The organism is Sphingomonas sp. Sphisp66, assembly GCF_047324325.1.
Lineage (GTDB): Bacteria > Pseudomonadota > Alphaproteobacteria > Sphingomonadales > Sphingomonadaceae > Sphingomonas.
On record NZ_CP168508.1, the window covers coordinates 2,584,367 to 2,610,311 of the forward strand.

Sequence of the window (25,945 nt, forward strand, 5' to 3'; positions counted from 1 at the left end):
TAGCCTCAAAAAATTCGTCGTGGGGGCACGACGTTGGCTACCACGCAGGGGCACGGAATAAAGAATGGTATTGGACGTTACGGGATCGCTAGAGGCTGAAAGGGAAGCGGGAACGCTCGCGCCCACGCCGACCGATGACAGCCTGCCGCGTCGCCTCGCGGACTTCGAAACGCTGGGCGATGCGCTCGACTATGCCGCCCAGGGCATACGCGGGCTCAACTTCCACGATGCGCGCGGCAACCTCGTGCGCCCCTATCCCTTTGCGGAGCTGCGTACCGACGCGCTGAACCAGGCCTATCGCCTGGTCGCCGCCGGCGTGAAGCCCGGCGATCGCATCGCGCTGATCGCGGAGACGGGCACCGAGTTCGCCTCGCTCTTCTTCGGCTGCGTCTATGCCGGCGCCTGGCCGGTGCCGCTGCCGCTGCCGACCAGTTTCGGCGGCGCCCAGTCGTATATCGACCAGCTGACCGTCCAGCTGCAGAGCTGCGACCCGAGCATGCTGTTCTACCCGCCCGAGATCGGCGCGATGTGCGCCGAAGCCGCGCGCGGCCGCGACGTGCCGGGCGTGGACTGGGCCGAGTTCGGCCAGCGCGACGCAACGCCGACGGCGCTGCCCGAATCGAAGGGCGAGGACATCGCCTATCTGCAATATTCGAGCGGCTCGACGCGCTTCCCGCACGGCGTGGTGATCACCCACCACGCGCTGCTCAACAACCTGGCCGCGCACAGCCACGGCATGAACGTGACCACGGGCGACCGCTGCGTCTCGTGGCTACCCTGGTACCACGACATGGGCTTGGTCGGCTGCTTCCTCTCGGTCGTCGCCAACCAGGTGTCGACCGATTACCTGAAGACCGAGGACTTCGCCCGGCGCCCGCTCGCCTGGCTCGACCTGATCAGCCGCAACCAGGGCAACACGCTCAGCTATTCGCCGACCTTCGGCTACGACATCTGCGCCCGCCGCATGTCGAGCCAGACCAAGGCCAGCGACCGCTTCGACCTGAGCCGCTGGCGCGTCGCCGGCAACGGCGCCGACATGATCCGTCCGGACGTGATGCAGTCGTTCGTCGACGCCTTCGCCGATGCGGGCTTCAAGGCCTCCGCCTTCCTGCCGAGCTATGGCCTGGCCGAGGCGACGCTTGCCGTCTCGATCATGCCGCCGGGCGAAGGCATCGTGGTCGAGCTGGTCGAGGAGACCCAGCTCTCGGGCGGCGAAGTCGCGCGCGGCGACCGCCCGCAGCGCTTCCGCGCGATCGTCAATTGCGGCGTTCCTGCGCGCGACATGACGATCGAGATCCGCGAGGAAGACGGCACGCCGCTTCCCGAAAAGGCGATCGGCAAGGTCTGGTGCAAGGGCCCGTCGGTCATGGTCGGCTATTTCCGCGACCAGGAATCGACCGACGCCTGCCTGAAGGACGGTTGGCTCGACACCGGCGACATGGGCTACATGAGCGACGGCTATATCTACATCGTCGGCCGCGCCAAGGACATGATCATCATCAACGGCAAGAACCACTGGCCCCAGGACATCGAATGGGCCGTGGAGCAGCTGCCGGCGTTCAAGCAGGGCGACGTTGCCGCCTTCGCGATCACCACGCCCGGCGGCGAGGAAACGCCGGCGGTGCTGGTCCAGTGCCGCACTTCGGACGAGGCCGAGCGCCTGCGCCTGCGCGACGAGATTCGCGAGCGCGTCCGCTCAGTGACCGGCATGAACTGCGTGATCGAGCTGGTCCCGCCGCGCACCCTGCCGCGCACCAGCTCGGGCAAGCTTTCGCGTGCCAAGGCACGGAACCTCTACCTGAACGGCGAGATCAAGCCCTACGCGCTCGCCGCGTAAGGGCTCGCCCACTTCTATCCATCGAAACACTGTTCCCCGGCGAAGGCCGGGGCCAGTTGCGATGTCGCAGGAGAGGTTTACCCGCCTCTCCGCGTTCGCCGCGACTGGGCCCCGGCCTTCGCCGGGGAACTTCCGGCCTTTTCTATGCGGGCGCCGCAGCCGACTCGCCTAAGTCCACGAAGTACACGGCAAAAGCCGGTTTTTGCGGGGCTTATTTTCCCTCTTTTCCCGGAAACGCCGCGCATCTCGCAATATCCTTGCGCGGGCGTGATCCTATTTTTCCAACAGCGTGAAAGAGCGGCCGGAGCCAGGGCCCGGCTGCGTCAGGCAAACAGGCAAAATCCTACATTGCAAGATGCATCTCCCCTCCCTGCAAGGGAGGGGCTGGGGTGGGTCGATGTACGCGATACGACGAGATCAGGCGATCGGTGGTCGTATCGCCAAGCCTCCACCCACCCCTAGCCCCTCCCTTGCAGGGAGGGGAATAAGAAGGGGAAGTCACCACTTCCCGCCCACCACCCGGTCGATGATCGCGTCGTCCGCGGGGATCTGCCCGTCGAGCATCAGCATTGCCAGGCCGTGGGCGCAGGACCAGGCGTGGAAGACGATCACCTCGGCGTCGCCGCCATGCTCGGCCGCCGCGGCGCGGGCATTTTCCTTGAGGAAGGCCATCGCGCCATCCTCGTGCGACAGCGCCGAGGAATCCATCTCCGGATTGGCGAAGATCAGCCGGAACAGCGCCGGATTGGCGAGCGCGAAGCGGACATAGGCCGCGCCGGTCGCCGCGAAGCCCGCCTTGCCGCCGCCGGCACGCTCGGCCGCTTCGTGCTGCGCGTCGGACAGGCGCCGCAGCCCCTCCCCGGCCAGCGCAGTCATCAGCGCCTTCTTGTCGGGGAAGTGCCGGTAGAGCGCCGTCGCGCTGACGCCGACGGTGCGCGCGATCTCGCGCAGGCCGAGATCGTCGGCGGTGCGCGTCTCGAGCAGCTTGAGCCCGGCCTCGATCGCCGCCGCGCGCAGATCGCCATGATGATAGGCCTTGCCGGCCTCGGATGTTGACACTGTTATCATCGCCCGTTATGTGAACGCTGTAAACATAAGCCAGGAGGCGGCAATGGCAAGCGCGACCGAATTGCTCGACGACACGACCGACCACCCCTTCCTCACCGGCATCCACACGCCGATGCGCGCGGAGCTGACCCTAACCGACCTTCCCGCCACCGGCACGATACCGCCGGCGCTGAACGGGCAATATATGCGCATCGGCCCCAATCCGGTGAAGCCCGATCCGAAGGGCTATCACTGGTTCATCGGCGACGGCATGGTCCACGGCCTGGCGATCCGGGACGGCAAGGCGAGCTGGTACCGCAACCGCTGGATCCGCTCGACCCCTGCCGCCGCGGCACTGGGCGAGGCCCCCGCCCCCGGCCCGCGCCATGGCGGCTTCGACACGGTGAACACCAATGTGCTGGAGATCGCCGGCGACATCCTCGCGCTGGTCGAGGCCGGCAGCACGCCGGTGACGCTGTCGCGCGACATGGAGAAGCAGGCCTATAGCGATTTCGGCGGCACGCTGGCCGGCACCTTCACCGCGCATCCCCACCGCGATCCGCGGACCGGCGAACAGCATGCGATCACCTATGCCGCGATGGCGCCGAACCTGGTCCATCACGTCGTGATCTCGCCCGAGGGCAAGGTGGTGCGCGAGGAGCCGATCGCCGTGGAGCACGGCCCCTCGATCCACGACTGCGCCTTCACCGCGCGCTATGCGGTGGTGATGGACCTGCCGGTGACTTTCTCGCTGGCCGAGGCGATGCGCGGCACTCGCTATCCCTATCGCTGGAACCCCGAGCATCGCGCCCGGATCGGCCTGCTCGCCCGCGACGGCCGCGGCGAGGATACGATCTGGATCGAGATCGAGCGCTGCTACATCTTCCACACCGCCAACGCCTATGACCAGCCCGATGGCCGGGTGGTGCTCGACGCGGTGACCTATGACAGCATGTTCGCCGGCGAGCCCGGCGGGCCCGACCAGAATCCGCGCGGGCTGGAGCGCTTCATCCTCGATCCGGTGGCGGGCACCGCGGAGCGGCACATGCTCGATGCGTCGCCCCAGGAGTTCCCGCGGCCGGACGAGCGGCGCTTCGGCCAGCCCTATCGCTATGCCTATACGATGGCGCTGGCAGAGGACCGGTTCGCGATCGCGGGCACGCGGCTCTACAAGCATGACCTGGAGGCGGGAACGCGCCAGGTGCACGAGTTCGGCGCGGGCCGGCATCCGGGCGAGTTCGTCTTCGTCCCGGCCGCGCCCGATGCCGGCGAGGACGAGGGCTGGCTGATCGGGCTGGTGATCGACCTGCCGCACGAGACCACCGACCTGGTGATCCTCGACGCGCGCGACTTCGACGGCGAACCGGTGGCGAGCGTGCGGCTGCCGCACCGCGTGCCGCCGGGGTTCCATGGGAACTGGATCGCGGGGTGAGTGAGGTTGCTCCCCTCCTGGAAGATAATTCTCCCCTCCCTGTAAGGGAGGGGTCGGGGTGGGTCGGGTCCGGGCGATACTGTCACCGACCGCATAGACTCACCGTCGCGCGGTCAAATACCCACCCCCAGCCCCTCCCTTCCAGGGAGGGGAGACAGAGGGGTGCCCTCCTCTTTCCGTCATCCCCGCGAAGGCGGGGATCCAGAGTGGCGGAGCAACGCCCTTCGTGACCCTGGATCCCCGCCTTCGCGGGGATGACGGGCAGAGAGCCGTGTTCCAGCGGGGGTAAACGTCAACGTGTTTCACGGGCCAAGCTTTGGCTGTGCCCTACCCAATCAAGCGATACGGCCTGCCGCACCTTGGATGCCGAAACGAGTTCAGCATGACGGGGTTTGGCAGCGATCTGCGCGGAAAAATCCGCATTCCGCCCTCCCCGGCCTAACCACTCGCTAACCAGCGCTGGGCTACATTCTCCGGGTGAACAGCCAGACGACCTCGCAATTCGCCCGGCCGCGCATCGATGCGCGTGCGCTTCTGGGCCTGTACGACCCGGCGGACACCACCGACTGGGGGCCGATCCGTGCTGCCCAGCTCCATGCCGGCAGCCAGCTGGCGCTGTTCATGCTCGCCGCCAATGTGATCGGCGCCTCGCTCGTCACGATGATCCTCGCGCCGCTGGTGCCGCTGTGGCAGCTTGCGAGCTGGAGCGCGATCGTCGCCGCGGTCGGCGCCGCCGTCGCCTTTCGCCGGCTCGCCAGGCGTCACCGCGAGGCAGTGACCGCCCCGCTGAGCGACGTGCGCGACACGGTGCTCGACGGTATCGCACTGGGCGCGGTCTGGTCGATCGCGCCGCTCGCCTTCGGCCATGCGGTCGATGCCAATGCCGCGCTCGGCCTGTGGATCGTCCTGTCGCTGCTGATGACCGCGAGCGCCGTGGCGATGGCCGCGCTGCCGCTCGCCACCATCATTTTCGTCTCGATCGTCGGCGGCGCGCTGGTGGTGACCTTGTCGCTGATCGCCTCGCCGATGCTGGCGGCCGCCTCCGCGATCTTTACCGTGCTGCTCGCCATGGCGACCTTCGCCCGCGGCAAGGCGCTGGTGGTGATCCGCGCCGGCGAGATCGCCATCGCCGAGCGCGACGAGACTTTGAGCCTGCTCCTGCGCGAAGGCGAGCGTGACGGGGAAGCCGACTGGCTGTGGGAAATCGACGCGCAGCGCCGCGTGGCCCGCGCCAATCCGCGCTTTTCCAAGTCGCTGGGCCTCGATCCCAAGGCGATCAACGGCATGCCCTTCCTCCAGGTGCTGGCCGGGCCGACCTGGGAAGACGGCAATTTCGCCGCCGGGCTGCGCGAGCTGGCCGAGAAGCTGAAGACGCGCGAGCCGTTCCACGACCTTCTGCTTCCCGTGCTCGTCCATGGCGAGGAGCGCTGGTGGGAGATGTCGGCGAGCCCGCGCTATGACGATGCGAACGCGTTCATCGGCTTTCGCGGCGTCGGCTCGGACGTGACCGAGGCGCGCAAGTCGGCCGACCAGATCAGCAAGATGGCGCGCTTCGACACGCTGACCGGCCTGCCCAACCGCCTGCTGCTCAACGAGACGCTGGCCCGGGCGATGGGCGAAGCAGAGAAATGGGGCTCGCGCTGCGCCTTCATGATGATCGACCTCGATCGCTTCAAGGCAGTGAACGACACGCTGGGCCATCCGGTGGGCGACCGGCTGCTGATGCGCGTCTCCGAGCGGCTCAAGCATCTGATGAGCGAGAACGAGATGGTCGGGCGGCTGGGCGGCGACGAGTTCGCGGTGGTGGTGCGCGACGCGACCGACACCGCCGGCATCGAGCGGCTGGCCCAGGCGATCATCGACACGGTCTCGCGCCCCTATGAGATCGACCAGAACACGCTGTTCATCGGCGCCTCGGTGGGCCTTGCCGTCGGCCCGCGCGACGGCCGTACCGCCGAGATGCTGATCCGCTCGGCCGACCTGGCGCTCTATCGCTCCAAGGATACCGGCGGCGGCGCCTTCCATTGCTACGAGCCGCAGCTCCACATGGCCGCCGAGGAGCGCCGCGTGCTCGAGATCGCGCTGCGCGGCGCGGTCGAGAATGGCGAGATGCACCTCAACTACCAGCCGGTGGTGAACGCCGCGACCGGCGGGCTGATGGGCTTCGAGGCGCTGCTGCGCTGGACGCATCCCGAGTTCGGCGTGGTCTCCCCCGCCAAGTTCGTGCCGCTGGCCGAGGATGCCCGGCTGATCCCGCAGATCGGCGAATGGGTGCTGCGCACCGCCTGCGACGAGGCGGCGCAGTGGGATTCGAGCGTGCGCGTGGCGGTGAACGTCAGCCCCGAGCAGCTCCATTCGCCGAGCTTCGCGACGATGGTGGCGCAGGCGCTCGCCCAGTCGGGCCTGCCGGCCGAGCGGCTCGAGCTGGAAGTGACCGAGAGCGTGTTCATGCGCGAGGGCACCCAGGCGATCCATGTGCTGGAGAAGGTGCTGGAGCTGGGCGTGCGGCTGAGCCTGGACGATTTCGGCACCGGCTATTCCTCGCTCGGCTATCTGGCGCACACCAGGTTCAGCTCGATCAAGATCGACCGCAGCTTCGTGCAGGGCGCGTCCAAGGGCACCAAGGAGGCGATCGCGATCATCCGCGCGGTGGTGGCGCTCGCCGACAGCCTGGGCATGGCCACCACGGCCGAGGGCGTCGAGACCGAGGAGGAGCACCACATGGTCCAGCAGCTCGGCTGCACCAAGGTGCAGGGCTATTATTTCGGCCGCCCGCTGCCTGTGCAGGAAGCACGCGTGCTGGCGATCAGCCCGCAGGGCGGGGCCAGCGCAGCGGCCTAGCGCGTACCGCCGAACTCGCTGAGGTCATTGATCATGTGGGTCACGGGCACGCCCATGGCGCTCTGGATCGTGATGAGCCGCTGATAGGCGCTATTGCGGCGCTCGATCAGGGCGTCGAGCTCGCGCTGGACCAGCAGGCCCTGGCGGACCTCGTTCACGCGCGTGGCGATCTCTCCGTCCAGCTGGCGCAGCTGCACCCGCAGATCGTGCACCACATCCCCGATTTCGGTCATTCCGCTGCTCCCATGCCGGTCGCGCAGACCCTGATCGCTGCACTCCCGCGCCGCAAGCGCATCGAACCGTATCGGATCGTTTAGACGCCTTCGACCAGCAGCCTGGTGTCGGGCAGCTTCTCGAGATACGGGATCTCGAGGTCCGGCCGGGCCATGCGGGTCAGGGCGTTGAGCGCCGCGGCGATCGCACCCTCCTGCCAGCCAGGCAGCGACGACAGCTGGTCGCCGATCACGAAGAACACCGGATCGGACAGCTTGCCCTTGGCGTCGTGGACGCCGGTGCCCTGGCTCAGGATGTTGAAATGCTTCACGGCATCCTTGCCGACGGACTGCCAATAGGCCCAGCCGCCCTTGATGTAGGGCATGTTCTGCCACGCGATCGCGAGCCCGTCGTGCAGCCCGTTGCCGAAGCGCTTGCCGAATTGCCGCGCACCCTCGCGCGCCAGGTCGAGCCGCTCGCTTACCGGCTTGTTGCCCCACTCATAGGCGGTCTGGCTGAAATTATACGCACCGGTCAGCACGCCCTTGCGGTCGTGATAGCCGGTCGAGGGATACCAGATCTGGACGATGGGGTGCGAGGTCCAGCTGATCCCGCCGAAGATCGGGACGACGCCCTCCTCGCTGTCCGGCGCGACCAGCGTGTTGAGCTTGAGGTCGTCCTCATGGTCATGGGTGATCAGCTTGCCCTGCCAGAGCGTGCGGTCGCCCTGCCAGCCGACCTTCGTGGTCACGGCGAGGAACTTGTCCTGATATTTGCCCTCAGCATTGATGCGGGGCCGGGCCTGCGCGGCATAGACCGCCTTGAGCCCCTTCTTGAACGGGAGCGCGAAGCCACCCTTGTCGCCGCCGCCCTGCAATTCCTTGGACAGCAGCTTCTCGAGGAATGGCATCGCGATGTTCGAGAAGCAATAGTCGGCGCGATACTCGGTCGTCTCCTTGCTGCCGATCCTGGCGACCTGGACGACGAACTCGCGCTTCTTCGCATCCCAGTCGATCGAGGTCACCGGGCTGTTGAGGTGGATCATCCCGCCCAGCGTCGCCACCTGGCGGGCAAAGGCGCGCTGGACCTGGTCCATGCCGCCGACCGGCTGGAAGATCGTCTGCTGCCAGAGGAAATCGACCGGCTGGTAGAAGCGGGTCTGCGCCCAATATTCCGACGCCAGCAGGTCCTGGAGCTTGATCGCCTCGGCGATCTCGCCCACCGCCACGCCGGGCAGCACGTCGAACCCGGCACGCGAGATCGCATTCTCGAAACCCGCATTCCCGGCGGTGGGCGCGTAGCGGCCCTCGTCGTCCAGCTCGCCGAAGCTCACCATCAGCGACTGGAGCTTCTCGGCCAGCGACTTTTGCTGGTTCTTTGGGATCGCCAGGCTGGGCGCGTCGATCAGCTCTGCCGCATGCTCGTGCACCAGCTGCGCGATCCAGCCGCGCAGATTATGGTCGATCTGCCGATAGACCCGGGGCTTACCCTTGAGCGGCCCGGTGTCCATATGGACGAGGTTCGACATCGAGTTCATCACATAGACTTCGACCGCGACCCCGAATTCGCGAAGATAGTTGAGCAGCCGCTTGTGCGCCGAGGGAATGCGCCCGGGCCCCGCGTTCAGATAGGGCTCGGAATCGCCGACCGGCCATTCGAAGCGGACCACCTGGGCCTCGCCCGGCTCCGACCCGAACAGCGCATCGTCCTTGTCCTCGGTCAGCGTGTCGCCGGTGCGCAGCGACAGGCACCGCCCGCCGGTGCGGCTCTGCGCCTCGAGGATCGTGACTTCCATGCCGGTCTTGTGGAACAGCAGCTCATAGGCCGTGGTCAGCCCGGCGACGCCGGCGCCGAGAATGAGCGCGCGCTTGCCCTTGAAGCTGCCCTCTTCCAGCTCGATCGGACCCGGGGTGATCCGCATCTGCGCGTTGGTCGCCTCCGCGAGCTCGGCCCATGCGGAAGCATTGGGGTGCGACCGCAGATAGTCCGCGCGGCTGATCCTGATCGTCATGCTGCTTCCCCCACCCCTCAGGTCCCGGCCAGATCATCGCCGCGACTCATCAGTGGAAGAATGCCGACTTATTTGGGGAATCAAATATAGTTTCGATCAATTACATCTGAATTGGATCATAATTCATCAAGCATGGGACTATTACATATTTGGCCCAACGGCACTCCGCTTTCGCGGATATGACGACTGCTCTCAATGCGCGGCATCGGAGGTACTCCCAAGGCCGGAACGCCCGGCGACACGCGGCAGGCACGTCACACCGCGCCGATTTCGCGACCAGTCGCGGCGGGCTGCAATTCCTCTGCGCTATACTTGCGATTACTCTGACCGCGATCCGAAGATCGTGAGGAGCGCGTATGGGTATTGCCCCTTCCACCCGTCCCGGCCGGCCGCCGATGCCGAGCATGCTGCCACCGCCGCGCGGTCCGTTCCTCAGCGACGCCAATTACGAGACCGGCACGGCCAATCCGCGGCTGCGCCACGATCCGGGCGCGGGCGCGTGGCGCTCCAAGCCGATCACGGCGGGCGCGGTGGCACAGCGCACGGCGATCCAGGCGGTGCTGGGCGTGCCGACCATGGTCTATCCCGGCATCAATGCCACCCGGCACATGCAGCATTATCTGAACAATACCGGCAGGGACTATGAGATCGACCTGGAGGACATGATCGCCTCCGTGCCCACCGCGAAACGCGCGATGATCGCCGAGTTCCGCCAGGCCCAGCGCTTCATCAGCGGGCTGCCCAACGGCACCCATTACTTCACCTCGCGCAGCGGCGAGAGCGCCTACAACTACAAGGGCGAAAGCGCCGACTGGTTCTTCGCGATCGGCGGCTACACCTATTGGGGCAAGGGCATGGCGAAGATCTCCGCCGGCACCATCGGGCGGCGGTTCGAAGTCGATTTCGAATATCATTTCTACGACCGCTACAACTGGGACGGCGGCAAGAAGGTCACGATCGGCGGCATCGAGGTGACCGACGAATTCATGGGCGAGTTCCACCGCCAGGGCCTGGCGCGGGAGTTCGACTGCCACGGCAAGATCGAGCGTCACTTCACCTGGGAAGGTGCCGCCACGCCCGGCGAGGAAGCGATCCTCAAGAAGCCGGGCCGCTGATGCGGCGCCCCTTGCCTGTGCTGCTGGCCCTGTTCGCCGCAGCCTGCTCCAACGTGGCGGACGGCAATGCCGCCACCTCCCCTTCCAACAGCAGCGAGGTTTCGATGCAGGACGCGCAGTCCGTGGCCAAGCAAATCGGCGTGACCTTCCCGGCCGGCGCCAAGGTGGAGCATGCCGACAGGATCGAAGGCCGCGACAATGCCGCCCGCGTCACGCTGGTGATGACCAAGGCGGATTGGGCCGGCTGGCGCGCCGCGCTGGTGCCGGGCAATGCCCCGCCGTTCTCCGCCGATGCGAACTTCCACCTTGGACCGGACGAAGGGGGCTGGGCGCCGGGCAAGGCTGCAGGGCTCACCACAGTGCAGGTGCCGTGGCGAGAGGGCAATGAATCGCTCAACCTCGGCTATGCGCCGACCAGCGACGACCAGGTGCGCATCTTCCTGTTCTGGCACCAGCTCTAGGAGAGCGGCCGAAGGGGCTTCGACGCCCTTCGGCCGCCTTCCGGATCAGCGCCAGCCCAGCGCCGGCGCGATATGGGTGAGGATGGCCTCCAGGACATGGGTGTTGTACGCCACGCCCAGCTGGTTCGGCACGGTCAGCAGCAGCGTGTCCGCCTCGGCGATCGCCTCGTCCGCGCGTAGCTGCTCGATCAGTCTGTCCGGCTCGGCTGCATAGGAACGGCCGAACACGGCGCGCATATTGTCGATCTCGCCGATCTGGTCGCCATCGTCGCCGCGGCCGAAATAGTCCCGGTCCTCATCGTTCATCAGCGCGAAGATCGAGCGCGATACCGAGACGCGCGGCTGCCAGTCATGCCCGGCCTGCTGCCAGGCTTCGCGGTACAGCCGGATCTGCCGGGCCTGCTGGATGTGGAAGGGCTCGCCGCTCTCGTCCGCCTTCAGGGTCGAGCTCTGCAGGTTCATCCCCTGCTGCGCGGCCCAGACCGCCGTAGCATCGGAAGCCGACCCCCACCAGATCCGCCGGCGCAGGCCCTCCGCATACGGCTCCAGCCGGAGCAGGCCGGGCGGGTTCGGGAACATCGGCCGGGGATTGGGACGGGCAAAGCCCTCGCCCTTCAGCAGGTCGAGAAACACCTGGGCGTGGCGGCGCCCCATATCGGCGTCGCTCTCCCCCTCGGCCGGCGCATAGCCGAAATGCCGCCAGCCCTCGATGACCTGCTCGGGCGAGCCCCGGCTGATGCCGAGCTGGAGCCGCCCGCCGCTGATCAGGTCGGCGGCGCCGGCGTCCTCGGCCATGTAGAAGGGGTTCTCGTAGCGCATGTCGATCACGCCGGTGCCGATCTCGATCCGCCGCGTCTTCGCGCCGATCGCGGCGAGCAGCGGAAAGGGCGAGGCCAGCTGCCGGGCAAAATGATGGACCCTGAAATAGGCGCCGTCGGCACCAAGCTCCTCGGCGGCAACGGCCAGGTCGATCGACTGGAGCAGCACGTCGGAAGCCGAACGCGTCGCCGAATAGGGCGCGCCCGACCAATGCCCGAACGAAAGAAAGCCGATCTTCTTCATGTCACGTCCCCGATCTCGAACCCTGGGCTTCTGCCCGGGCAATCCGGGACATAGGCCTCGTCCCTGCCGATCGCATCGGCGCCGGCAGGCCGGAACGGAAACACATGGTTTCCAATTCCAAAGCGAGCGGACGGGCGCCCGAACACCGATCCATCCTCATTATTCCACGGCCAGCCGATCGAGTTTCGTTCGGCCGATCAGCCTTGGCTCTTGCCCCCGCCCCGGCACCACGCTACAGCGCGCCTCCGCACAGGGGCGTAGCTCAGCTGGTTAGAGCGTCGGTCTCCAAAACCGAAGGCCCTCGGTTCGAATCCGAGCGCCCCTGCCATTTCCGGACTTTCCTTTATTTAGGAAGGACCTACCGGAAATCTGGTTCCCCCGACCATATCCGCAAATCGAGCGTCAGGCTGGAAAGCGATCCAGCCTCGTCCCACCGGAAATGGGCGTGACTTAAGGGGCAGACCACCTCCTGGGTGCCCTGCCCCGTCGTGCATCAATTCGGCTGGAGCCTATTCCGTGGCCTGGGCGATCGCCTGGGCCAGACCGTCCGGATCGGTGAGGAACGGCAGGTGCCCGGTCGCCAGCGTCACTGCCTTGCGAACCGGCGTCGCGGTGACCATCCGGGCCTGAAGCGCCGGGCTGACGACCTGGTCCAGGCTGGTGTGGACATAGATCCTGTCGACCTGGCCGAAACGGGCGTCGCTCACATGTACCGGGTTGCCGAGCGGCTTCAGCGGCTCGTCGAGGATCAGGTCCGGCAGCTTCGCCTTCAGCGGCTCCGATCCGTCATTGGCGAAGAGTTCGGCGCGGGCCGAATATTCGACGACGGCGATGCCATTCTCCGGCTCGATCTTGAGGTGCGCGCCGATCTTCGCATCCGGATCGGTCATCGCCAGCGACACCAGCGATTCACCGTCCTGCGGCAGATAGGCGGCGACGAAGACCAGCGTCTTGATCTTCTCCGGCGCCTGCTCGGCCGCGGCGGCGATGACGATCCCGGCGAAGCTGTGGCCGACCACGACCGCGGGCTGGCCGAGCTCGTCCAGGGTCGCCAGCAGCGCGTCGCGGTGCATATCGAGCGTGACCTGGTCCGGCGCCATCGGGTTGCCCGGACGGCCGGGCAGGTCGATGCTGCGGACTTCACGCCCGGCGGCGCTCAGCCGGCCGGCGACATGCCCCCAGCCCGGAGCATCGGCAAAGGCGCCGTGGACCAGGACGATCGGGGGTTGCGCGTCGGTCTTGCCCGGGGTGGAGAGGTTCGCGGAAGCGGACGTTGCATTTTCGGTGTTCATGTCATTGTTCCTTCGCAGCAATCGGTTCTAGGGGAGTGAGCCGATGGGCAAAAACTAAGCCGACCGAGGGGAACCGGACATGCCGCGGCCTCCGGATTGCATGATGGATCGTCCGGAATGACGGAAAATTTTGGAATGACGGCCGCGCGGAACGACGTGCTGTCACAAGTGCTCACCCTGATCCGCCTGCGCGGCGAGCTGGTCTATACCGCCTTCCTCGGAGAGCCCTGGGGCCTCAGCTTCCCCGCTGGCCCCGCGCATTTCCATTTCGCCGAACGGGGGGAAGCCTGGGTCACGCCTGCCGGTGAACCGCCCGTCCGGATCAAGCAGGGCGATCTGGTCCTGCTCCCCCTCGGCAACGGGCATGTCGTGACCGATGCGACGAAGTCACCGGCCGAGGATATCGCCGCGGTCGCGGCGAACCGTTTCGATCGGGATGAACTGGTCCTGCGCCATGGCGGCGACGGCGCGGCCACGCATCTGGTCAGCGGCTTCTTCAGCCTCGAAGGGAGCCCCCTGCCCGCGATCATGTCGGCGCTTCCGGCGGTAATCCTCATCCCGCGCGGCGATGCCGGGGCGCCGCCCTGGCTCGAGGCGATATCGCATTTCCTCGTCGCCGAGGCGCAACAGCCCAATCCGGGCTCCTCGCTGATGATCTCGCGGCTGATCGACCTTCTGGTCATCCGGACGCTGCGCAGCTGGGCGGCGGCCGAGGCGAACCGCACGGGGTGGCTGGGCGGCCTGGGCGAGGAGCGCATCGGCCGCGTCCTCAGCGCGATGCACGCCAATCCCTTCGATCGCTGGACGGTGGAATCGCTCGCCAAGGTGGCGATGATGTCACGCTCGATCTTTGCCGAGCGCTTCAACACAGTCGTGGGCGAGCCACCGCTGCGCTATTTGTCGCGATGGCGGCTGACGATAGCGGCGGACCTGCTGCGCGGCGGAGGCCTGAAAGTCACCGAAGCGGCGTATCGATGCGGCTATAGTTCGGATGCGGCGTTCAGCCGCGCCTTCAAGACGCATTTCGGATATGCCCCGAGCGAGACCAGGCAGCAGCAGCAATTGCAGGTCTGACGACCTGGCCGCCCGGCGATACGCTTCGTCCGTGCGGACAGGTCCAGGCGCACCGCTCAGCCGGCTGCCCGCACCAGTGCCGTCTCCAGCTCGCGGTCGAGGAACAGCGCGACCTCGGTGATCCGCGCGTCACCGATCTGCCCGAACAGGGTCGAAGGCTTGTCATATTCGAAGACAGTCTCGCCTTCCGGGGTTTCGAACAACGCGACGCGGAGCGGCGCGTAGAGCGAAGCCGCGAGATCGTGGCGCGTCATCTTCGACGCGATGATCGGATTTCCGATCTCGAACTGGACGGCATTGCGCTTCCCGCCGGCGATCGCGAGCAGGTCGCCATGCTCGCGCGTCAGGAATATCGACAGCGTCCGGCCATGCGCGTCCTGATGGTTCACGGCCTCCTCGTCGCCGCCGGCGAGCAAGCCCATGATGCTCGTGTCCAGCTGCGGAAGGTCCGCTTCCAGCGCGGCGCGGACCTGCGCGAAGGGACGGCTCGAGGTAATTCTGACGTGCTCCACGGCGATCGTGCGCGACGTGACCCGGGCGGTGTGCATGATTGGCTCCTTTGAAATGGGATCGTGTGCCCGAGGCGGCACGGCATCGCGCCGCCTCGGCTGCCGCTCAGGCGAGGAAGGCGAGCGCCTGCTGGACGAACACCTGGTGATATTGGAAGATTCCGCCGTGGCCGGCGTCGGGGAAGATGCTCAGTTCGGCGTTGGGAAGACGGCGGGCCAGCTCGAACGAGTTGATCGTCGGCGCCATCACGTCGTCATCGCCGTTGACGACCAGGACGGGATGCGCGGTCGTGTTCAGGTTCGAAGGGTCGCCCTGGCCCCAGGCGTGGATCGCGGTCAGCTGGGCACCGATCGTCTCGTTGCTGATCGGCGTGTCGCGATCGGCCTTGCGATCGGCCAGGCGGGCAAGAAAGGCATTGGCAGCCTCCTGGCCGTTGCTGGTCTGGGAGAAGAACAGGAAGTGCTTCGGGTGCTTGCCGGCCGCGCCGGCCTTGGCGAGCGCCTCCTGCAGGACCGCGCCCATGCCGGAAATGCCTGCACCACCCGCCGGGGCCGAGCCGGCGATGATCATCTTGCGCACGAGATCCGGCTGCTGCTGCGCGATCACCTGCGCGACGAAGCCGCCCAGCGAGAAGCCCAGCAGGTCCACCTTGGTGAAGCCGAGGGCGCGGATGAAGGCGATCGCGTCCTGCGCCCTTTCCTCGACCGAATTGGGCGTGGTGCCACCCGAGCCGCCCACCCCGCGATTGTCGAACGCGATGACGTGGCGATCGGCGGCCAGGCCATCGACCAGCGCCGGATCCCAGTCGTCGAGCACCGCAGTCAGATGGTGGAGCAGGATGACGGGCACGCCGCCCCTCTCCCCTGCCTGCCTGTAGAGGAAGTTCGTGCCTTCCACGTCGATCGTCTCGGTCGGTGCGGTGCTGAAGCTCATGGTCCTGGTCCTTTCATTGGGTCACCGCCGGGCAGCGGGGTTGCGCCCATAGGATAACGGTCGTTATCCTATGTTCAAGGGGACGACGTGATGTTCTGGAGGCGAGCGAGATGAGATACCCGGCGGACCAGAAGGCGAAGGCTCGGGACGCGATCCTGCAGGCCGGCGCGGAGACGCTCAGGGTCAAGGGCTTCAACGGGGTCGGCGTGGATGCGCTGGCGGCGGCGGCCGGCGTGACCTCGGGCGCCTTCTACTCGAACTTCGCCAACAAGGAGGCGCTGCTCGAGGGGGTGATCGACAAGTATCTGGGCATGCCCTTTGTCGAGGCCCCCGGCACCGTGGCGGATCGTCGCAAGCAGCTGAAGGCGTGGCTGCACGAATATGTCAGCCTCCATCACCGCGAAAATCCGGCGCTGGGCTGCGTCATGCCCACGCTGAGCGCGGACGTGGCGCGTGCCGGGCCTGCGGTCCGCGAAGCCTATCAGCGCCGGATGGTCGATCTGGTCGGCAAGATCGCCGCGGTCCTGGGCGGCGCCGACGCCGATCGCGAGCAGCGCGCCTGGAACATCGTCGCCACGATGATCGGTGCGATCGAGGTTTCCCGGGCGATGATCGACAGCGATCAGGCACGCCAGCCGATCGAGCACGCCCTGAACGCCGCCCTCGCGCTCGTCGATCCCTGAAAGCGGCGCCTAGGGCTTCAACAGGTAGAGCGTCCTGTTCGAATAGTCCCAAACGGTCTTGTACTGCCGCAGGAAAGCGTATCCCAGGCTCAAAATCCGAGGCGAACTGACGCCGATCGCCTTGGCGAAGGGAGCCGCGCCTTCGATGGGATGGCTCCCGAGTTTGGCCATGGGGATCGCCGGGCCCTTGCTGAACCGGACTGCCCTGATGTCGAAGGCGCCTTCCGCCGCGGGCTTGATCGCCCCGATCGCGGAGAGATGCTGGAGCGTCGCGGCATCGGCGTAGATGTTGCCATATTGCCCCGTGTCGAGAAGCGTCTCGAAGTCCATGTCGCCGATCCTGGCGGTCAGGATCGGCACATTGGGCCGATTGCGAGTCTCGAAGGGGATGGCGGCGACCACCGTCTCGCCCTTCAGGAATGCCTTTGGCTCGCCCTTGTAGAAGGTCGCCTTCGACGCCTTGTAATCGAACTTGGCGGCATAGCCTTCCCAGAACCAATGACCGAGCCAGCCGAGGAAATCGGGGGTGATGCGTTCGAGCTGCGCGGCGTCTTGGCTGCGGACCGTGGTGACGCGGCCATAGGCCGGTCCGCCGGCCAGGCGAACATCATCGACGCTCGGGCGCAGGATGATCTCAAAGCTCTGCCCGCTGGCGAAATTGCCGCGCCGGAGCACGCGCCCCTCGGGCAGCTTGAGGGGGTTGTGGTTCAGGCTCAGCGCCTCGAGCGCGCCGGTGTCGAGCAGCAGCTTGCCCTTCACCCCGTTGACCTCGGCCTCCACGAACGGGAACTCGCGGACCATCACGAAGAGGATCGAAACGACGTCGCCCTTCAGCCGGAATTCCGGCGCGATCTCCGCGTCGCGCGGCGCCTCCTGGGCGATTGCCGCAGGGGCAATCAGAGTGCCGGCCAAGGCGAAGGCGGTGGCAAGGTTGATCGCAGTGCGCAGCATATCGGTTCCTCTTCAACGTCCAGTGCATCGCGCCGATTGGGGCGGGAGGATCATGATCGTCCCGCCCCTTTTCGGCTCCATGGCTCGGCTGGGCTTATCGGGCGGCGCGCTCGATCGCGTCGGCCAGGCCGTCCGGGTTGGTCAGGAACGGCGTGTGGCCGGTCTGCAGGGTGTATTCGACGCGGACCGGGGTCGCAGCGACCATCTTCGCCTGGAAGGCCGGGCTGATGACCTGATCCATCGCGGTGTGGATATAGACCTTGTCGACCTTGCCGAAATTCGCGGCCGTCACCTTCACCGGCGTGGTCAGCGGCGCCACCGGCTCGTCGAGGATCAGGCCGGGGATCGCCTTGCGCAGACCCTCGGGGCCGTCATTGGCGAACAGGTCGGCACGGGCCGAATATTCGATCGAGGCCAGCCCCTTGTCCTTCTGGATCTGCAGGTGCGGGCCGACCTTGGCATCCGGATCGCGCTGGGCGAGCGACACCAGCGAGTCACCGTCCTGCGGCAGGTAGGCGGCGAGATAGACCAGGGTCTTGATCTTCTTCGGCGCCTGCTCGGCGGCCGCGGAGATCACGATCCCGCCAAAGCTGTGGCCGACGACGACGGCGGGACGCTTGACCGAACCGAGCGCCTTGACGACGGTGTCGCGGTACAGGTCCAGGCTGACCTTGTCCGGCGTCGCGGGATTGCCCGGGCGGCCCGGCAGATCGACGGCGATGACCTGGTAGCCATCCTTCTGCAGCTTCGCGCTGACATGGCCCCAGACCTGGTCGTTCTCGAAGGCGCCGTGCACCAGGACGATGGCGGGCTTCTCGACGGTCTGCGCATGGGCGCCGATTGCGAGGACGGAAGCGGCGGCGGAGGCGATCAACATCTTCATTTTGCTAGTCCTTCGATACTGAAGCATCCCAGTGATGCTGTGATCGAAGGAGTACCCGCGGGCCGTTCCCGAACCCATGCCGCGCCCTCCCGAATCCATGATCGATCGTCCGGATTCGATGGAACGGCTGGGTGCGCGCAGTCGTCTTCGCGGCTAGGCGATCGCTTCGGCTTCCTTGCTTGACGGCATTTCCCCGCCCGCCAGCGGAATCCGTACGGTGAAGCTGCTGCCACGGCCGGCACCCGCGCTCGCGACTTCGATCGAGCCCTGATGCAGTTCCACCAGCTGGCGGACAAGGGCGAGGCCGATGCCCAGGCCGCCGGAGGCCCGGTCCTGCTGGCCCTCGACCTGGGCGAAGATCTGGAAGATGCGCGCCTGCATTTCCTGGGGGATGCCGACGCCGTTGTCGCGCACCTCGATCTCGACTTCGTCCCCTGCCTTGCGGGCATGTAGCTCGATCCTGCCGCCCGGCGGCGTGTAGCGCGCCGCATTGTTGAGCAGGTTGGCCACGATCTGGGCGACGCGGGTATGGTCCGCCACGAGCCAGACCGGCGCTTCGGGCATGGAAGCGGTGAAGCTGTGCCCCGACGCGTCGATATTGGCCTGGCTCGCCTCGACCGCCGAGTTCAGGATCGTCGCAAGCTCGATCCGTTCCTTCTGGAGGGAGATCTTGCCTTCCACGATGCGCGACGTGTCGAGCAGGTCGTCGACCAGGCGGCGCAGATGCGCGAGCTGCCGCTCCATTCGCTCGCGGATATAGACGGCCTGGTCGGTATCCGCGCGCTTCTGGAGCAGGTGCATGCCGGCATGCAGCGCTGCGACCGGGTTGCGCAGCTCGTGCGCCAGGATCGCGATGAACACGTCCTTGCGTCGATCGGCTTCCTTGAGAGCCAGCGTCGCGGCTTCCAGCGCATCCCGCTGCGCCGCGACGATCTGGCGCTGGCGGTGCAGGTCGAAGAACACCTCCGCCTTGCTGCGCAGGATGTCCGCCTCGATCGGCTTCTGGATGAAATCGACCGCCCCTGCCTCATAGCCGCGGAAGCGGCGCTGGGCGTCGGCGCTGCCTGCCGTGACGAAGATGATCGGAATATGCCGGGTCCGCTCGTTGCCGCGCATGAACTCGGCGAGTTCGAATCCGTCCATCCCCGGCATCTGCACGTCGAGCAGCGCGAGCGCGACTTCGTGCTGCAGCAGCAGTTCAAGCGCTTCCTCGCCCGAGCGGGCCTTGAGGACCTCCAGCCCGTCGCGGCGGAGCAGCCCTTCGAGCGAGAGGAGGTTCTCCCGCAGGTCGTCGACGAGAAGGCACTTCACGGGGGGCGGCGTCATGCTGCGATGTCTTTCATGAGATAGTCTGCGATCGCCTCGAGCGTGAGGATGCGGGCTTCGGGACAGGCCGCGGCGGCGGCCAGCGGCATGGTATCGGCCTGGGCGGTCTCGGGCTCTTCGACCATTGCCACGCCGCCGGCGTCGCAAATCGCCTTCAACCCCCTGGCGCCATCGGCGCTGGCGCCGGTCAGGATGATGGCAGAGACGGCGTCTCCGAAGCTGTCCGCCGCGCTTTCGAACAGGACGTCGATCGAAGGACGCGAGTAAAGCACCGGTTCGTCCGTCGAAAGCGAGAGGGTGGCGTCGCTTTCCACCAGCAGGTGATAATCGGGCGGGGCGAAATAGATGACACCCGGCAAAGCCTGTTCCTTGTCCTCTGCTTCCCGGACGATCATCCGGCACCTGGTCTCGAACAATGGCGCTAGGATGTTGCTGCGATCGGTCGGCACATGCACCACGATGAGGATCGGCACGGGGAAGTCCGCCGGCAGTTCGGGAAGGATCACCGAAAGCGCCTGGATCGCGCCCGCGGACGCGCCGATCACCACCAAGCGGGTCGAGGCGCCGTTCATCCTTCGCGCCTCTGGTAGATTTTCTCGTCGCGCACGAAATTGCTGAACCCGTCGGCATGGGCGGAGAAGCGGAGATTCTCCTTCGAGCCGAGGCCGAGGAAGCCGCCGCGCACTAGGGAATCGCGAAACAGGCCGATCGCGCGGTTCTGCAGCTCGCGATTGAAGTAGATCAGCACGTTGCGGCACGAAATCAGCTGCATCTCGGCGAACACGGCGTCAGTCACGAGGCTGTGGTCGGAGAACACCACCCGGTCGCGCAGGCTCTTGTCGAAGACTGCGCCGCCATAGCCGGTGGTGTAATAGTCGGAGAGGGACGACTTGCCGCCGGACAGGCGGTGGTTTTCGGTGAATCCCTTGATCCGATCTAGCGCATAGATGCCGCGCGATGCCGTCTCCAGCGCCTCCTGGCTGATGTCGGTCGCGTAGAAGATGGTGCGCTCTTCCAGCCCTTCCTCGCGGAACAGTATGACGAGCGAGTATAGCTCCTCCCCCCCGCTGCACCCTGCGATCCAGATCCTGAGCGAGGGATAGGTCCGCAGGACCGGCACCACCTTCTCGCGGATCGCCCTGAAATAGGAGGGGTCGCGAAACATCTCGCTGACCTGGACGGTCAGATAGCCGAGCAGCTGCGGCAGCATCGCCTTGTCGTGCAGCAGCGCTTCCTGCAGCGCGGAGAAGGTCGGCATGCCGAGCTGCTGCCGCGCCTGCTTCAGGCGCCGCCGGATCGATGCCTGGGCATAGTTCCGGAAGTCATAGTGATAGCGCAGGTTCAGCGCTTCCAGCAGCAACCGGATCTCGATGTCCTCGATGACGTCTGACAAGCCGGCGTCCCTCAGCGCGGCATCCATACGCGGACGAGCGACAGCAATTTGTCCACGTCCAGCGGCTTGGCCATATAGTCGCTTGCGCCGGCCTCGATGCAGCGCTGCTGGTCGTCGGGCATCGCCTTGGCGGTGAGCGCGATGATCGGCAGCTTCTTCCAGCGCGCCTTCTTGCGGATCGCACGCGTGGCAGTCAGTCCATCCATTACCGGCATCATCACATCCATCAGCACCAGATCGATGGCAGAACCCCCATCGGTGCCTGTTTTCTCCAGCGCCTCGATCGCCTCCTTGCCGTTGCGCGCGATTTCTATCGTCACGCCGTGTGGCTCGAGGATGTTGGTGAGCGAATAGACGTTACGGACATCGTCCTCGACGATGAGGATGCGCCGTCCTTCCAGGATCGCGTCGCGGTTGCGCGCGGTCTGGATCATCTGCTGGTGCTCGGGCGGCATGTCGGTCACCACCTGGTGGAGGAACAGCGACACTTCGTCGAGCAACCGCTCGGGCGAACGCGCGCCCTTGATGATGATCGAATCCGAATAGCGCCGCAGCCGCTGCTCGTCGTCGGGCGACAGATCATGGCCGGTATAGACGATCACCGGCGGGAAGCTGTGTCCCTGGTCCTCCTGCAGCGTTTCCAGCAGCGCGAAGCCCGAAGCATCGGGCAGGCTGAGGTCGAGCACCATGCAGTCGAAGGTCTCGCTCTTCAGCCGGTCCAGGCTCTCGGCGACGGTGCCGACGCCGACGGTCTCGACTTCGCCGGAGGCGAGCAGCCTGGCGACGGCATCGCGCTGGACCGGGTCGTCCTCGACGATCAGCACGCGCCGGCTGCTGGTGGAAAGCTTGGTGGCCAGCGTCTGGAGCACGGCCGCCAGGTCCTCGCGCTGCACCGGCTTCACCAGATAGCCGATCGCGCCGAGCGACAGCGCCGTCTGGCTGTGATCGGCGGCGGAGACGATATGCACCGGGATGTGCCGCGTCTCGACGTCGCTCTTCAGCCGGTCGAGCACGGCCAGGCCCGACTGGTCCGGCAGGCCGACATCGAGCACGATGGCGCTGGGCTTGTGCTCGCGGGCGAGCGTCAGCGCTTCCTCCGCCGTACCGGCGACCAGGCACTGGAAGCCCATCTCATGCGCCAGGTCGCGCACGATCGAGGCGAAAATGCTGTCATCCTCGACGACAAGCAGGATGCGCTCGGCGGTTCTCAGGCTGTCGCGGTCATCCAGGACCCGGCGCACCACCCGGGGCTTGGGGCGCGCCTCTGCTGCCGCGGGTGCAGGCTTGACCGGGGCCGGCGGCATCACGGGCTCCTCGCGCTCCGCGACCAGGTCGGGATCATAGGCAAGGGGAATGGTCAGGGCGAAGTGACTGCCCTCGCCCGGGGTGCTGCGCAGCGCGATCGTTCCGCCGAGCAGGCGCGCGAGCTCGCGCGAGATCGACAGGCCCAGGCCGGTGCCGCCATATTTGCGGCTGATCGTGCCGTCAGCCTGGCGGAAGGCCTCGAAGATCTCGCGCTGCTGCTCCTCGGCGATGCCGATGCCGGTATCGGTGACGCCGAGCGTGATCCGCCCCCTGGCTGCCGGCGCGATTTCCAGCGCCACGCTGCCCTTCTCGGTGAACTTGAAGGCATTGGAGAGCAGGTTCTTGAGGATCTGCTCCAGCCGCTGACGATCGGTGTCGATCGTCGCCGGGCTGTCATCGGGAACCTTGATGTCGAACGCCAGGCCGCGTTCGTCGGCGATCGGCTGGAAGACCTGGAGCATGTCGCGCGTGAGCCGGTCCAGCGAGACGCTCTCCGGCCGGATCTGCACATGCCCCGCCTCGATCTTGGAGAGGTCGAGAATGTCGTTGATCAGCTGGAGCAGGTCGTTGCCCGAGGACTGGATCGTGGTGGCGTACTTGACCTGCTCCTCGGTCAGATTGCCCTTGGGATTGTCGCCGAGCAGCTTGGAGAGGATCAGCAGCGAGTTGAGCGGCGTGCGCAGCTCGTGCGACATGTTGGCGAGGAAATCGGACTTGTAGCGGCTCGTCTGCTCCAGCTCGCGTGCCTTGAGCTCGACCGCGGCATTGGAACGGGCAAGGTCGTCGCGCTGCGTCTCGAGCTGCTGGGCCTGTTCCTCGAGCTGGGCATTGGTCTGCTCCATCTCGACCTGCTGCTGCTCGAGCCGGGCCTGCTGCTCCTTGAGCGCATTGCCCTGCTCCTCCAGCTCCTCGTTCGAGACGCGGAGCTCCTCGGTCTGCACCTGCAACTCGTCGGACTGGCGCTGGGTCTCCTCGAGAAGGTTCTGGAGCGCGCTGCGCATCTGGGCGGAGCGAAGCGCCACCCCGATCGCGCCGGCTGCCTGTTCGAGGAAGGTCCGCGCATCCGGGCTCACCGGTTGCAGGAAGCCCAGTTCCAGCACCCCCTGAACCACGTCATCGGCGATCGCCGGGGAGATGATCAGGTGGCGCGGCTTGTCCCGGCCCAGCGCCGAACCGATGGTCAGATAGCCTTCGGGGATGTCCGACAGCAGCACCGCCTCGCGATCGGCGGCGACCTGCCCGAGCAGGCCTTCCCGGGGCGCGAACCGATCCGTGATGCCCGCGTCGCCCGGGACTCCGAGCGTCGCGATCCGGCGGTACAGCGCACCGTCGCTGGCGAAGATCGCACCGCCCTGCGCTCCCAGGAACCGGGCGAGGAAGCCGAGGATATGCTCGCCGAGCGCATCGGCGCCCGGATCGCCGAGCATGACTGCGGCAAGCCGTGCCTGGCCGGATTCCAGCCATTGCTGGCGCTCGCGCGCCTTGGTCGCCCGCCGAAGTACTTCGCCGATGATCAGGGTCAGCGCGATCCCGACCAGGGTGGCCAGAAGACCGGTGAGACGGGCGGTCTGATATGCATCCGCCATCTCGTCCAGCCGCTGCTGTCGGAGCCGGGCCTCCTCCTGCTGCATCAGGTCGAGCTGGGCGCGGATCGCATCCATTTCGGCCTTGCCGCGATCGTCATTGACGATGTTGAGTGCGGCGGCCGCCCCGGCGGTGCGGCGCAGGTCGATCGTCTGCTTCAGTTCGGCCAGCTTGGCGCTGACATGGCGGCGCAGCGTCTCGATCCGGGCCTGCTGGCTGGCATTGTCGCGCGTCAGCCTTGCGATGGCATCCAGCTTGCCGCCGATTCGTGCCGCGGCTTCGCTATAGGGGGCGAGATACTGGTCGCGGCCGGTCAGCAGATAGCCGCGCTGCCCGGTCTCGGCATCCTGTATGGTCGAGAGGACGTCGTCGAGCCCCGCAATGACGTCATGCGAATGCCGGATGCGGGCGTCGTCGTCGCGGAGGATCGTGACGTTCTGATATGCGATGGTTCCGCTGACGATAAAGAATAGAATCGCCAGGCCGAGGCCGATCACGGCTCCGATATTCATGCCCGATCGCGGCGCAGACAAGAATTCGCGGTCGGAAGCTTGCGTCATCAATGCCGTCTTTCTGAAAGTTCGCGACAAGTTATCAGCAATTAACCAGCTGAATCAAAGCCTGTCATATGTTTTTGCAGGGCAGGATTGGGACATGGTCCTGATACGCGGGACCGAGGGTCGGTGTAGTCCACCGGTGTTTCCGGCAGATTTGGCGGCATTCTTCGATTAGCCCCCTTCAGATCGCCCCTCCCTCACGGCTCCTGATATCCAAGCGCACGCAGCGTGAGCGTACCCGAGCGCGGGTCCTGCGTGAAGAAGAGTCCGCCCCCTGTCCGGGCTTCGCCTGCGACATAATCGAGCGTCGCCTTCGCCGTCTCGGGCGGTTTGCCGCGCACCGACAGCGTCCCTTCGATCTCGACCGCTGCGGCAGTGGTGCTGCCGAGATTGACCGCCTCGAACGCGACGACGAACCCCTGTCCCGAGGCAGCGATCCCGCGCGGCTCGACCCTGATCGCAGGCGGTGTGCCGCCTCCACGCAACAGGTCGGCGCCGATAACTGCGAAGACAAGCAGGAGCAAGGCCAGGCCCAATGCCGCCGATGCCCATTCGAGCGCCGAGGTCTGCGCATGCGGTTCGCGTCTGGCCATGGCCCTGCCTCAGATCACCAGCCGCGCGATCGCGGCACCGATCGCGGCGGGGAAGCCGAGCACGATGGCGATGCGCGCAAGCGTGAAGCTGCCCTGACCGTCGAGGCTGCCGAACGTCCACAGCACATACAGGCTGACGAACAGCGCGATGGCATAGCCGGGGATCGTGAAGATCAGGAACAGGCGCCAGCTGCCATAACCCTCCGGCGCGGCTTCCTGCCCCGCCAGCCCGACCGTGAACACCAGCATATGGAGCAGGCCGAGCGAGACCAGGACCAGCGCCAGGGCATGGCCGGCGCTCATCTTGTGGCCGATCAGGATCATCTCCTCGGTCGGCGCGACGTTGAAGGCGAAGAACAGCGCGCCGGCGAGCATCAGGAACAGCTGCCCGGCATAGCCGCCCGAGCGCTGGGCAAGGCTTTCGTCCCTATCGACCTCGCCCGACCCCAGCTGCTTGCGCGCGATCATCGCACCGAAGCTGGCAGGCACGCACTGGATCGCGACCTGCCCGACCAGCGCGGCATAGGGCAGTCCGGGCCGGAACAGCCCGAACAGCGCGAGGATCGCGAGGGATGCCAGCATGCCGACCGCCTGAGCCGCCAGGGCATCGAGCACATCCTCGGTCAGCGTCGCGGTCCGCTCGAACCCGCCAAAGCGCGACAGCACGACCAGCACCGCGAAGTTGAAGAGGAGGAAGAGCAGCAGCCGCGCCGGCGCGATGTGCAGCCCGATCGCCCACATCTCCATCGTCATCAGGAGCGGCAGCCCGAAAAGGATCGCCCCGGCAAAGGCACGGGCCAGCCCGACCGCATAGTCCCGGTTCAGTTTCGCGGTCATCGAGG

The 25,945-nt window shown here is 66.5% G+C and carries 22 protein-coding genes and 1 tRNA gene; 8 read left to right on the forward strand and 15 right to left on the reverse strand.

Features of this window, described 5'->3' with window-relative positions; genetic code table 11:
• Positions 1-64 precede the first annotated feature (64 nt).
• Positions 65-1,837 (forward strand): fatty acyl-AMP ligase, encoded by a 1,773-nt coding sequence (locus ACEN8G_RS12235; protein ID WP_413416633.1) that lies wholly within the window; start codon positions 65-67, stop codon positions 1,835-1,837.
• A 498-nt stretch (positions 1,838-2,335) separates the two neighbouring features.
• On the opposite strand, the gene ACEN8G_RS12240 is transcribed toward ACEN8G_RS12235, so the two are convergent.
• Positions 2,336-2,905, reverse strand: coding sequence for a TetR/AcrR family transcriptional regulator (locus tag ACEN8G_RS12240; RefSeq protein WP_413419341.1), 570 nt, complete (start codon positions 2,903-2,905; stop codon positions 2,336-2,338).
• A gap of 43 nt (positions 2,906-2,948) precedes the next feature.
• On the opposite strand from ACEN8G_RS12240, the gene ACEN8G_RS12245 reads away from it, so the two are divergent.
• Both ACEN8G_RS12245 and ACEN8G_RS12250 read left to right on the forward strand, forming a co-directional pair.
• On the forward strand, positions 2,949-4,316 hold the full coding sequence (locus ACEN8G_RS12245) for a carotenoid oxygenase family protein (RefSeq protein WP_413419339.1): 1,368 nt from the start codon (positions 2,949-2,951) through the stop codon (positions 4,314-4,316).
• Between the two features lie 477 nt (positions 4,317-4,793).
• Positions 4,794-7,157, forward strand: coding sequence for a putative bifunctional diguanylate cyclase/phosphodiesterase (locus ACEN8G_RS12250; protein WP_413415487.1), 2,364 nt, complete (start codon positions 4,794-4,796; stop codon positions 7,155-7,157).
• Here the strand turns inward: ACEN8G_RS12250 and ACEN8G_RS12255 are convergent.
• Positions 7,154-7,390: a hypothetical protein gene (locus ACEN8G_RS12255; RefSeq protein ID WP_413415488.1), complete on the reverse strand. Its 237-nt coding sequence runs from the start codon at positions 7,388-7,390 to the stop codon at positions 7,154-7,156. The two genes, ACEN8G_RS12250 and ACEN8G_RS12255, sit on opposite strands and share 4 nt — an antisense overlap.
• Positions 7,391-7,470: 80 nt before the next feature.
• A complete protein-coding gene (locus tag ACEN8G_RS12260) occupies positions 7,471-9,381 on the reverse strand; it encodes a flavin monoamine oxidase family protein (RefSeq protein ID WP_413415489.1) in 1,911 nt (636 codons plus the stop codon).
• Between the two features lie 356 nt (positions 9,382-9,737).
• Between ACEN8G_RS12260 and ACEN8G_RS12265 the strand changes: the two genes are divergently transcribed.
• Positions 9,738-10,496, forward strand: a complete 759-nt coding sequence (locus ACEN8G_RS12265) for a hypothetical protein (protein ID WP_413415491.1) — start codon at positions 9,738-9,740, stop codon at positions 10,494-10,496.
• Positions 10,496-10,957 (forward strand): hypothetical protein, encoded by a 462-nt coding sequence (locus tag ACEN8G_RS12270; protein WP_413415492.1) that lies wholly within the window; start codon positions 10,496-10,498, stop codon positions 10,955-10,957. The genes ACEN8G_RS12265 and ACEN8G_RS12270 overlap by 1 nt, the downstream gene beginning before the upstream one ends.
• A 45-nt stretch (positions 10,958-11,002) precedes the next feature.
• On the opposite strand, the gene ACEN8G_RS12275 is transcribed toward ACEN8G_RS12270, so the two are convergent.
• Positions 11,003-12,019 carry an LLM class flavin-dependent oxidoreductase gene (locus tag ACEN8G_RS12275; RefSeq protein ID WP_413415493.1) on the reverse strand — a complete coding sequence of 339 codons (1,017 nt, stop codon included), beginning with the start codon at positions 12,017-12,019 and terminating at the stop codon, positions 11,003-11,005.
• Between the two features lie 251 nt (positions 12,020-12,270).
• Between ACEN8G_RS12275 and ACEN8G_RS12280 the strand changes: the two genes are divergently transcribed.
• Positions 12,271-12,347 (forward strand) — tRNA-Trp (locus ACEN8G_RS12280).
• Between the two features lie 181 nt (positions 12,348-12,528).
• Here the strand turns inward: ACEN8G_RS12280 and ACEN8G_RS12285 are convergent.
• Positions 12,529-13,311: an alpha/beta fold hydrolase gene (locus tag ACEN8G_RS12285; protein WP_413415495.1), complete on the reverse strand. Its 783-nt coding sequence runs from the start codon at positions 13,309-13,311 to the stop codon at positions 12,529-12,531.
• Between the two features lie 135 nt (positions 13,312-13,446).
• Here ACEN8G_RS12285 and ACEN8G_RS12290 point away from each other — a divergent pair, with 135 nt between their 5' ends.
• Positions 13,447-14,385 (forward strand): AraC family transcriptional regulator, encoded by a 939-nt coding sequence (locus ACEN8G_RS12290; protein ID WP_413415496.1) that lies wholly within the window; start codon positions 13,447-13,449, stop codon positions 14,383-14,385.
• Positions 14,386-14,441: 56 nt separating this feature from the next.
• Here ACEN8G_RS12290 and ACEN8G_RS12295 read toward each other — a convergent pair whose 3' ends face one another.
• Both ACEN8G_RS12295 and ACEN8G_RS12300 read right to left on the reverse strand, forming a co-directional pair.
• Complete coding sequence (locus ACEN8G_RS12295) at positions 14,442-14,933, reverse strand: DUF302 domain-containing protein (protein ID WP_413415497.1); 492 nt, start codon at positions 14,931-14,933, stop codon at positions 14,442-14,444.
• Between the two features lie 67 nt (positions 14,934-15,000).
• A complete protein-coding gene (locus ACEN8G_RS12300) occupies positions 15,001-15,828 on the reverse strand; it encodes an alpha/beta fold hydrolase (protein ID WP_413415498.1) in 828 nt (275 codons plus the stop codon).
• Between the two features lie 110 nt (positions 15,829-15,938).
• Between ACEN8G_RS12300 and ACEN8G_RS12305 the strand changes: the two genes are divergently transcribed.
• Entirely contained in the window at positions 15,939-16,511 is a 573-nt protein-coding gene (locus ACEN8G_RS12305) for a TetR/AcrR family transcriptional regulator (protein WP_413415499.1), read from the forward strand.
• Between the two features lie 9 nt (positions 16,512-16,520).
• Here ACEN8G_RS12305 and ACEN8G_RS12310 read toward each other — a convergent pair whose 3' ends face one another.
• The 8 genes from ACEN8G_RS12310 to ACEN8G_RS12345 all read right to left on the reverse strand — a co-directional run bounded on the left by ACEN8G_RS12310 (position 16,521) and on the right by ACEN8G_RS12345 (position 25,940).
• The gene (locus tag ACEN8G_RS12310) at positions 16,521-17,462 is read right to left on the reverse strand and encodes a hypothetical protein (RefSeq protein WP_413415500.1); all 942 of its coding nucleotides are present in this window, start codon (positions 17,460-17,462) and stop codon (positions 16,521-16,523) included.
• A 94-nt stretch (positions 17,463-17,556) separates the two neighbouring features.
• Positions 17,557-18,345: an alpha/beta fold hydrolase gene (locus ACEN8G_RS12315; RefSeq protein ID WP_413415501.1), complete on the reverse strand. Its 789-nt coding sequence runs from the start codon at positions 18,343-18,345 to the stop codon at positions 17,557-17,559.
• A 153-nt stretch (positions 18,346-18,498) separates the two neighbouring features.
• Complete coding sequence (locus tag ACEN8G_RS12320; protein WP_413415502.1) at positions 18,499-19,671, reverse strand: ATP-binding protein; 1,173 nt, start codon at positions 19,669-19,671, stop codon at positions 18,499-18,501.
• Positions 19,668-20,219: a chemotaxis protein CheB gene (locus ACEN8G_RS12325; protein WP_413740797.1), complete on the reverse strand. Its 552-nt coding sequence runs from the start codon at positions 20,217-20,219 to the stop codon at positions 19,668-19,670. The genes ACEN8G_RS12320 and ACEN8G_RS12325 overlap by 4 nt, the downstream gene beginning before the upstream one ends.
• Positions 20,220-20,239: 20 nt before the next feature.
• Positions 20,240-21,091: a CheR family methyltransferase gene (locus tag ACEN8G_RS12330; protein ID WP_413415504.1), complete on the reverse strand. Its 852-nt coding sequence runs from the start codon at positions 21,089-21,091 to the stop codon at positions 20,240-20,242.
• Positions 21,076-24,465: a response regulator gene (locus tag ACEN8G_RS12335; RefSeq protein ID WP_413415505.1), complete on the reverse strand. Its 3,390-nt coding sequence runs from the start codon at positions 24,463-24,465 to the stop codon at positions 21,076-21,078. Before ACEN8G_RS12335 ends, ACEN8G_RS12330 begins: the two co-directional genes overlap by 16 nt.
• 242 nt (positions 24,466-24,707) lie before the next feature.
• A complete protein-coding gene (locus tag ACEN8G_RS12340) occupies positions 24,708-25,103 on the reverse strand; it encodes a TIGR02588 family protein (protein ID WP_413415506.1) in 396 nt (131 codons plus the stop codon).
• 9 nt (positions 25,104-25,112) lie between these two features.
• On the reverse strand, positions 25,113-25,940 hold the full coding sequence (locus ACEN8G_RS12345; RefSeq protein WP_413415507.1) for a TIGR02587 family membrane protein: 828 nt from the start codon (positions 25,938-25,940) through the stop codon (positions 25,113-25,115).
• Positions 25,941-25,945 lie beyond the last annotated feature (5 nt).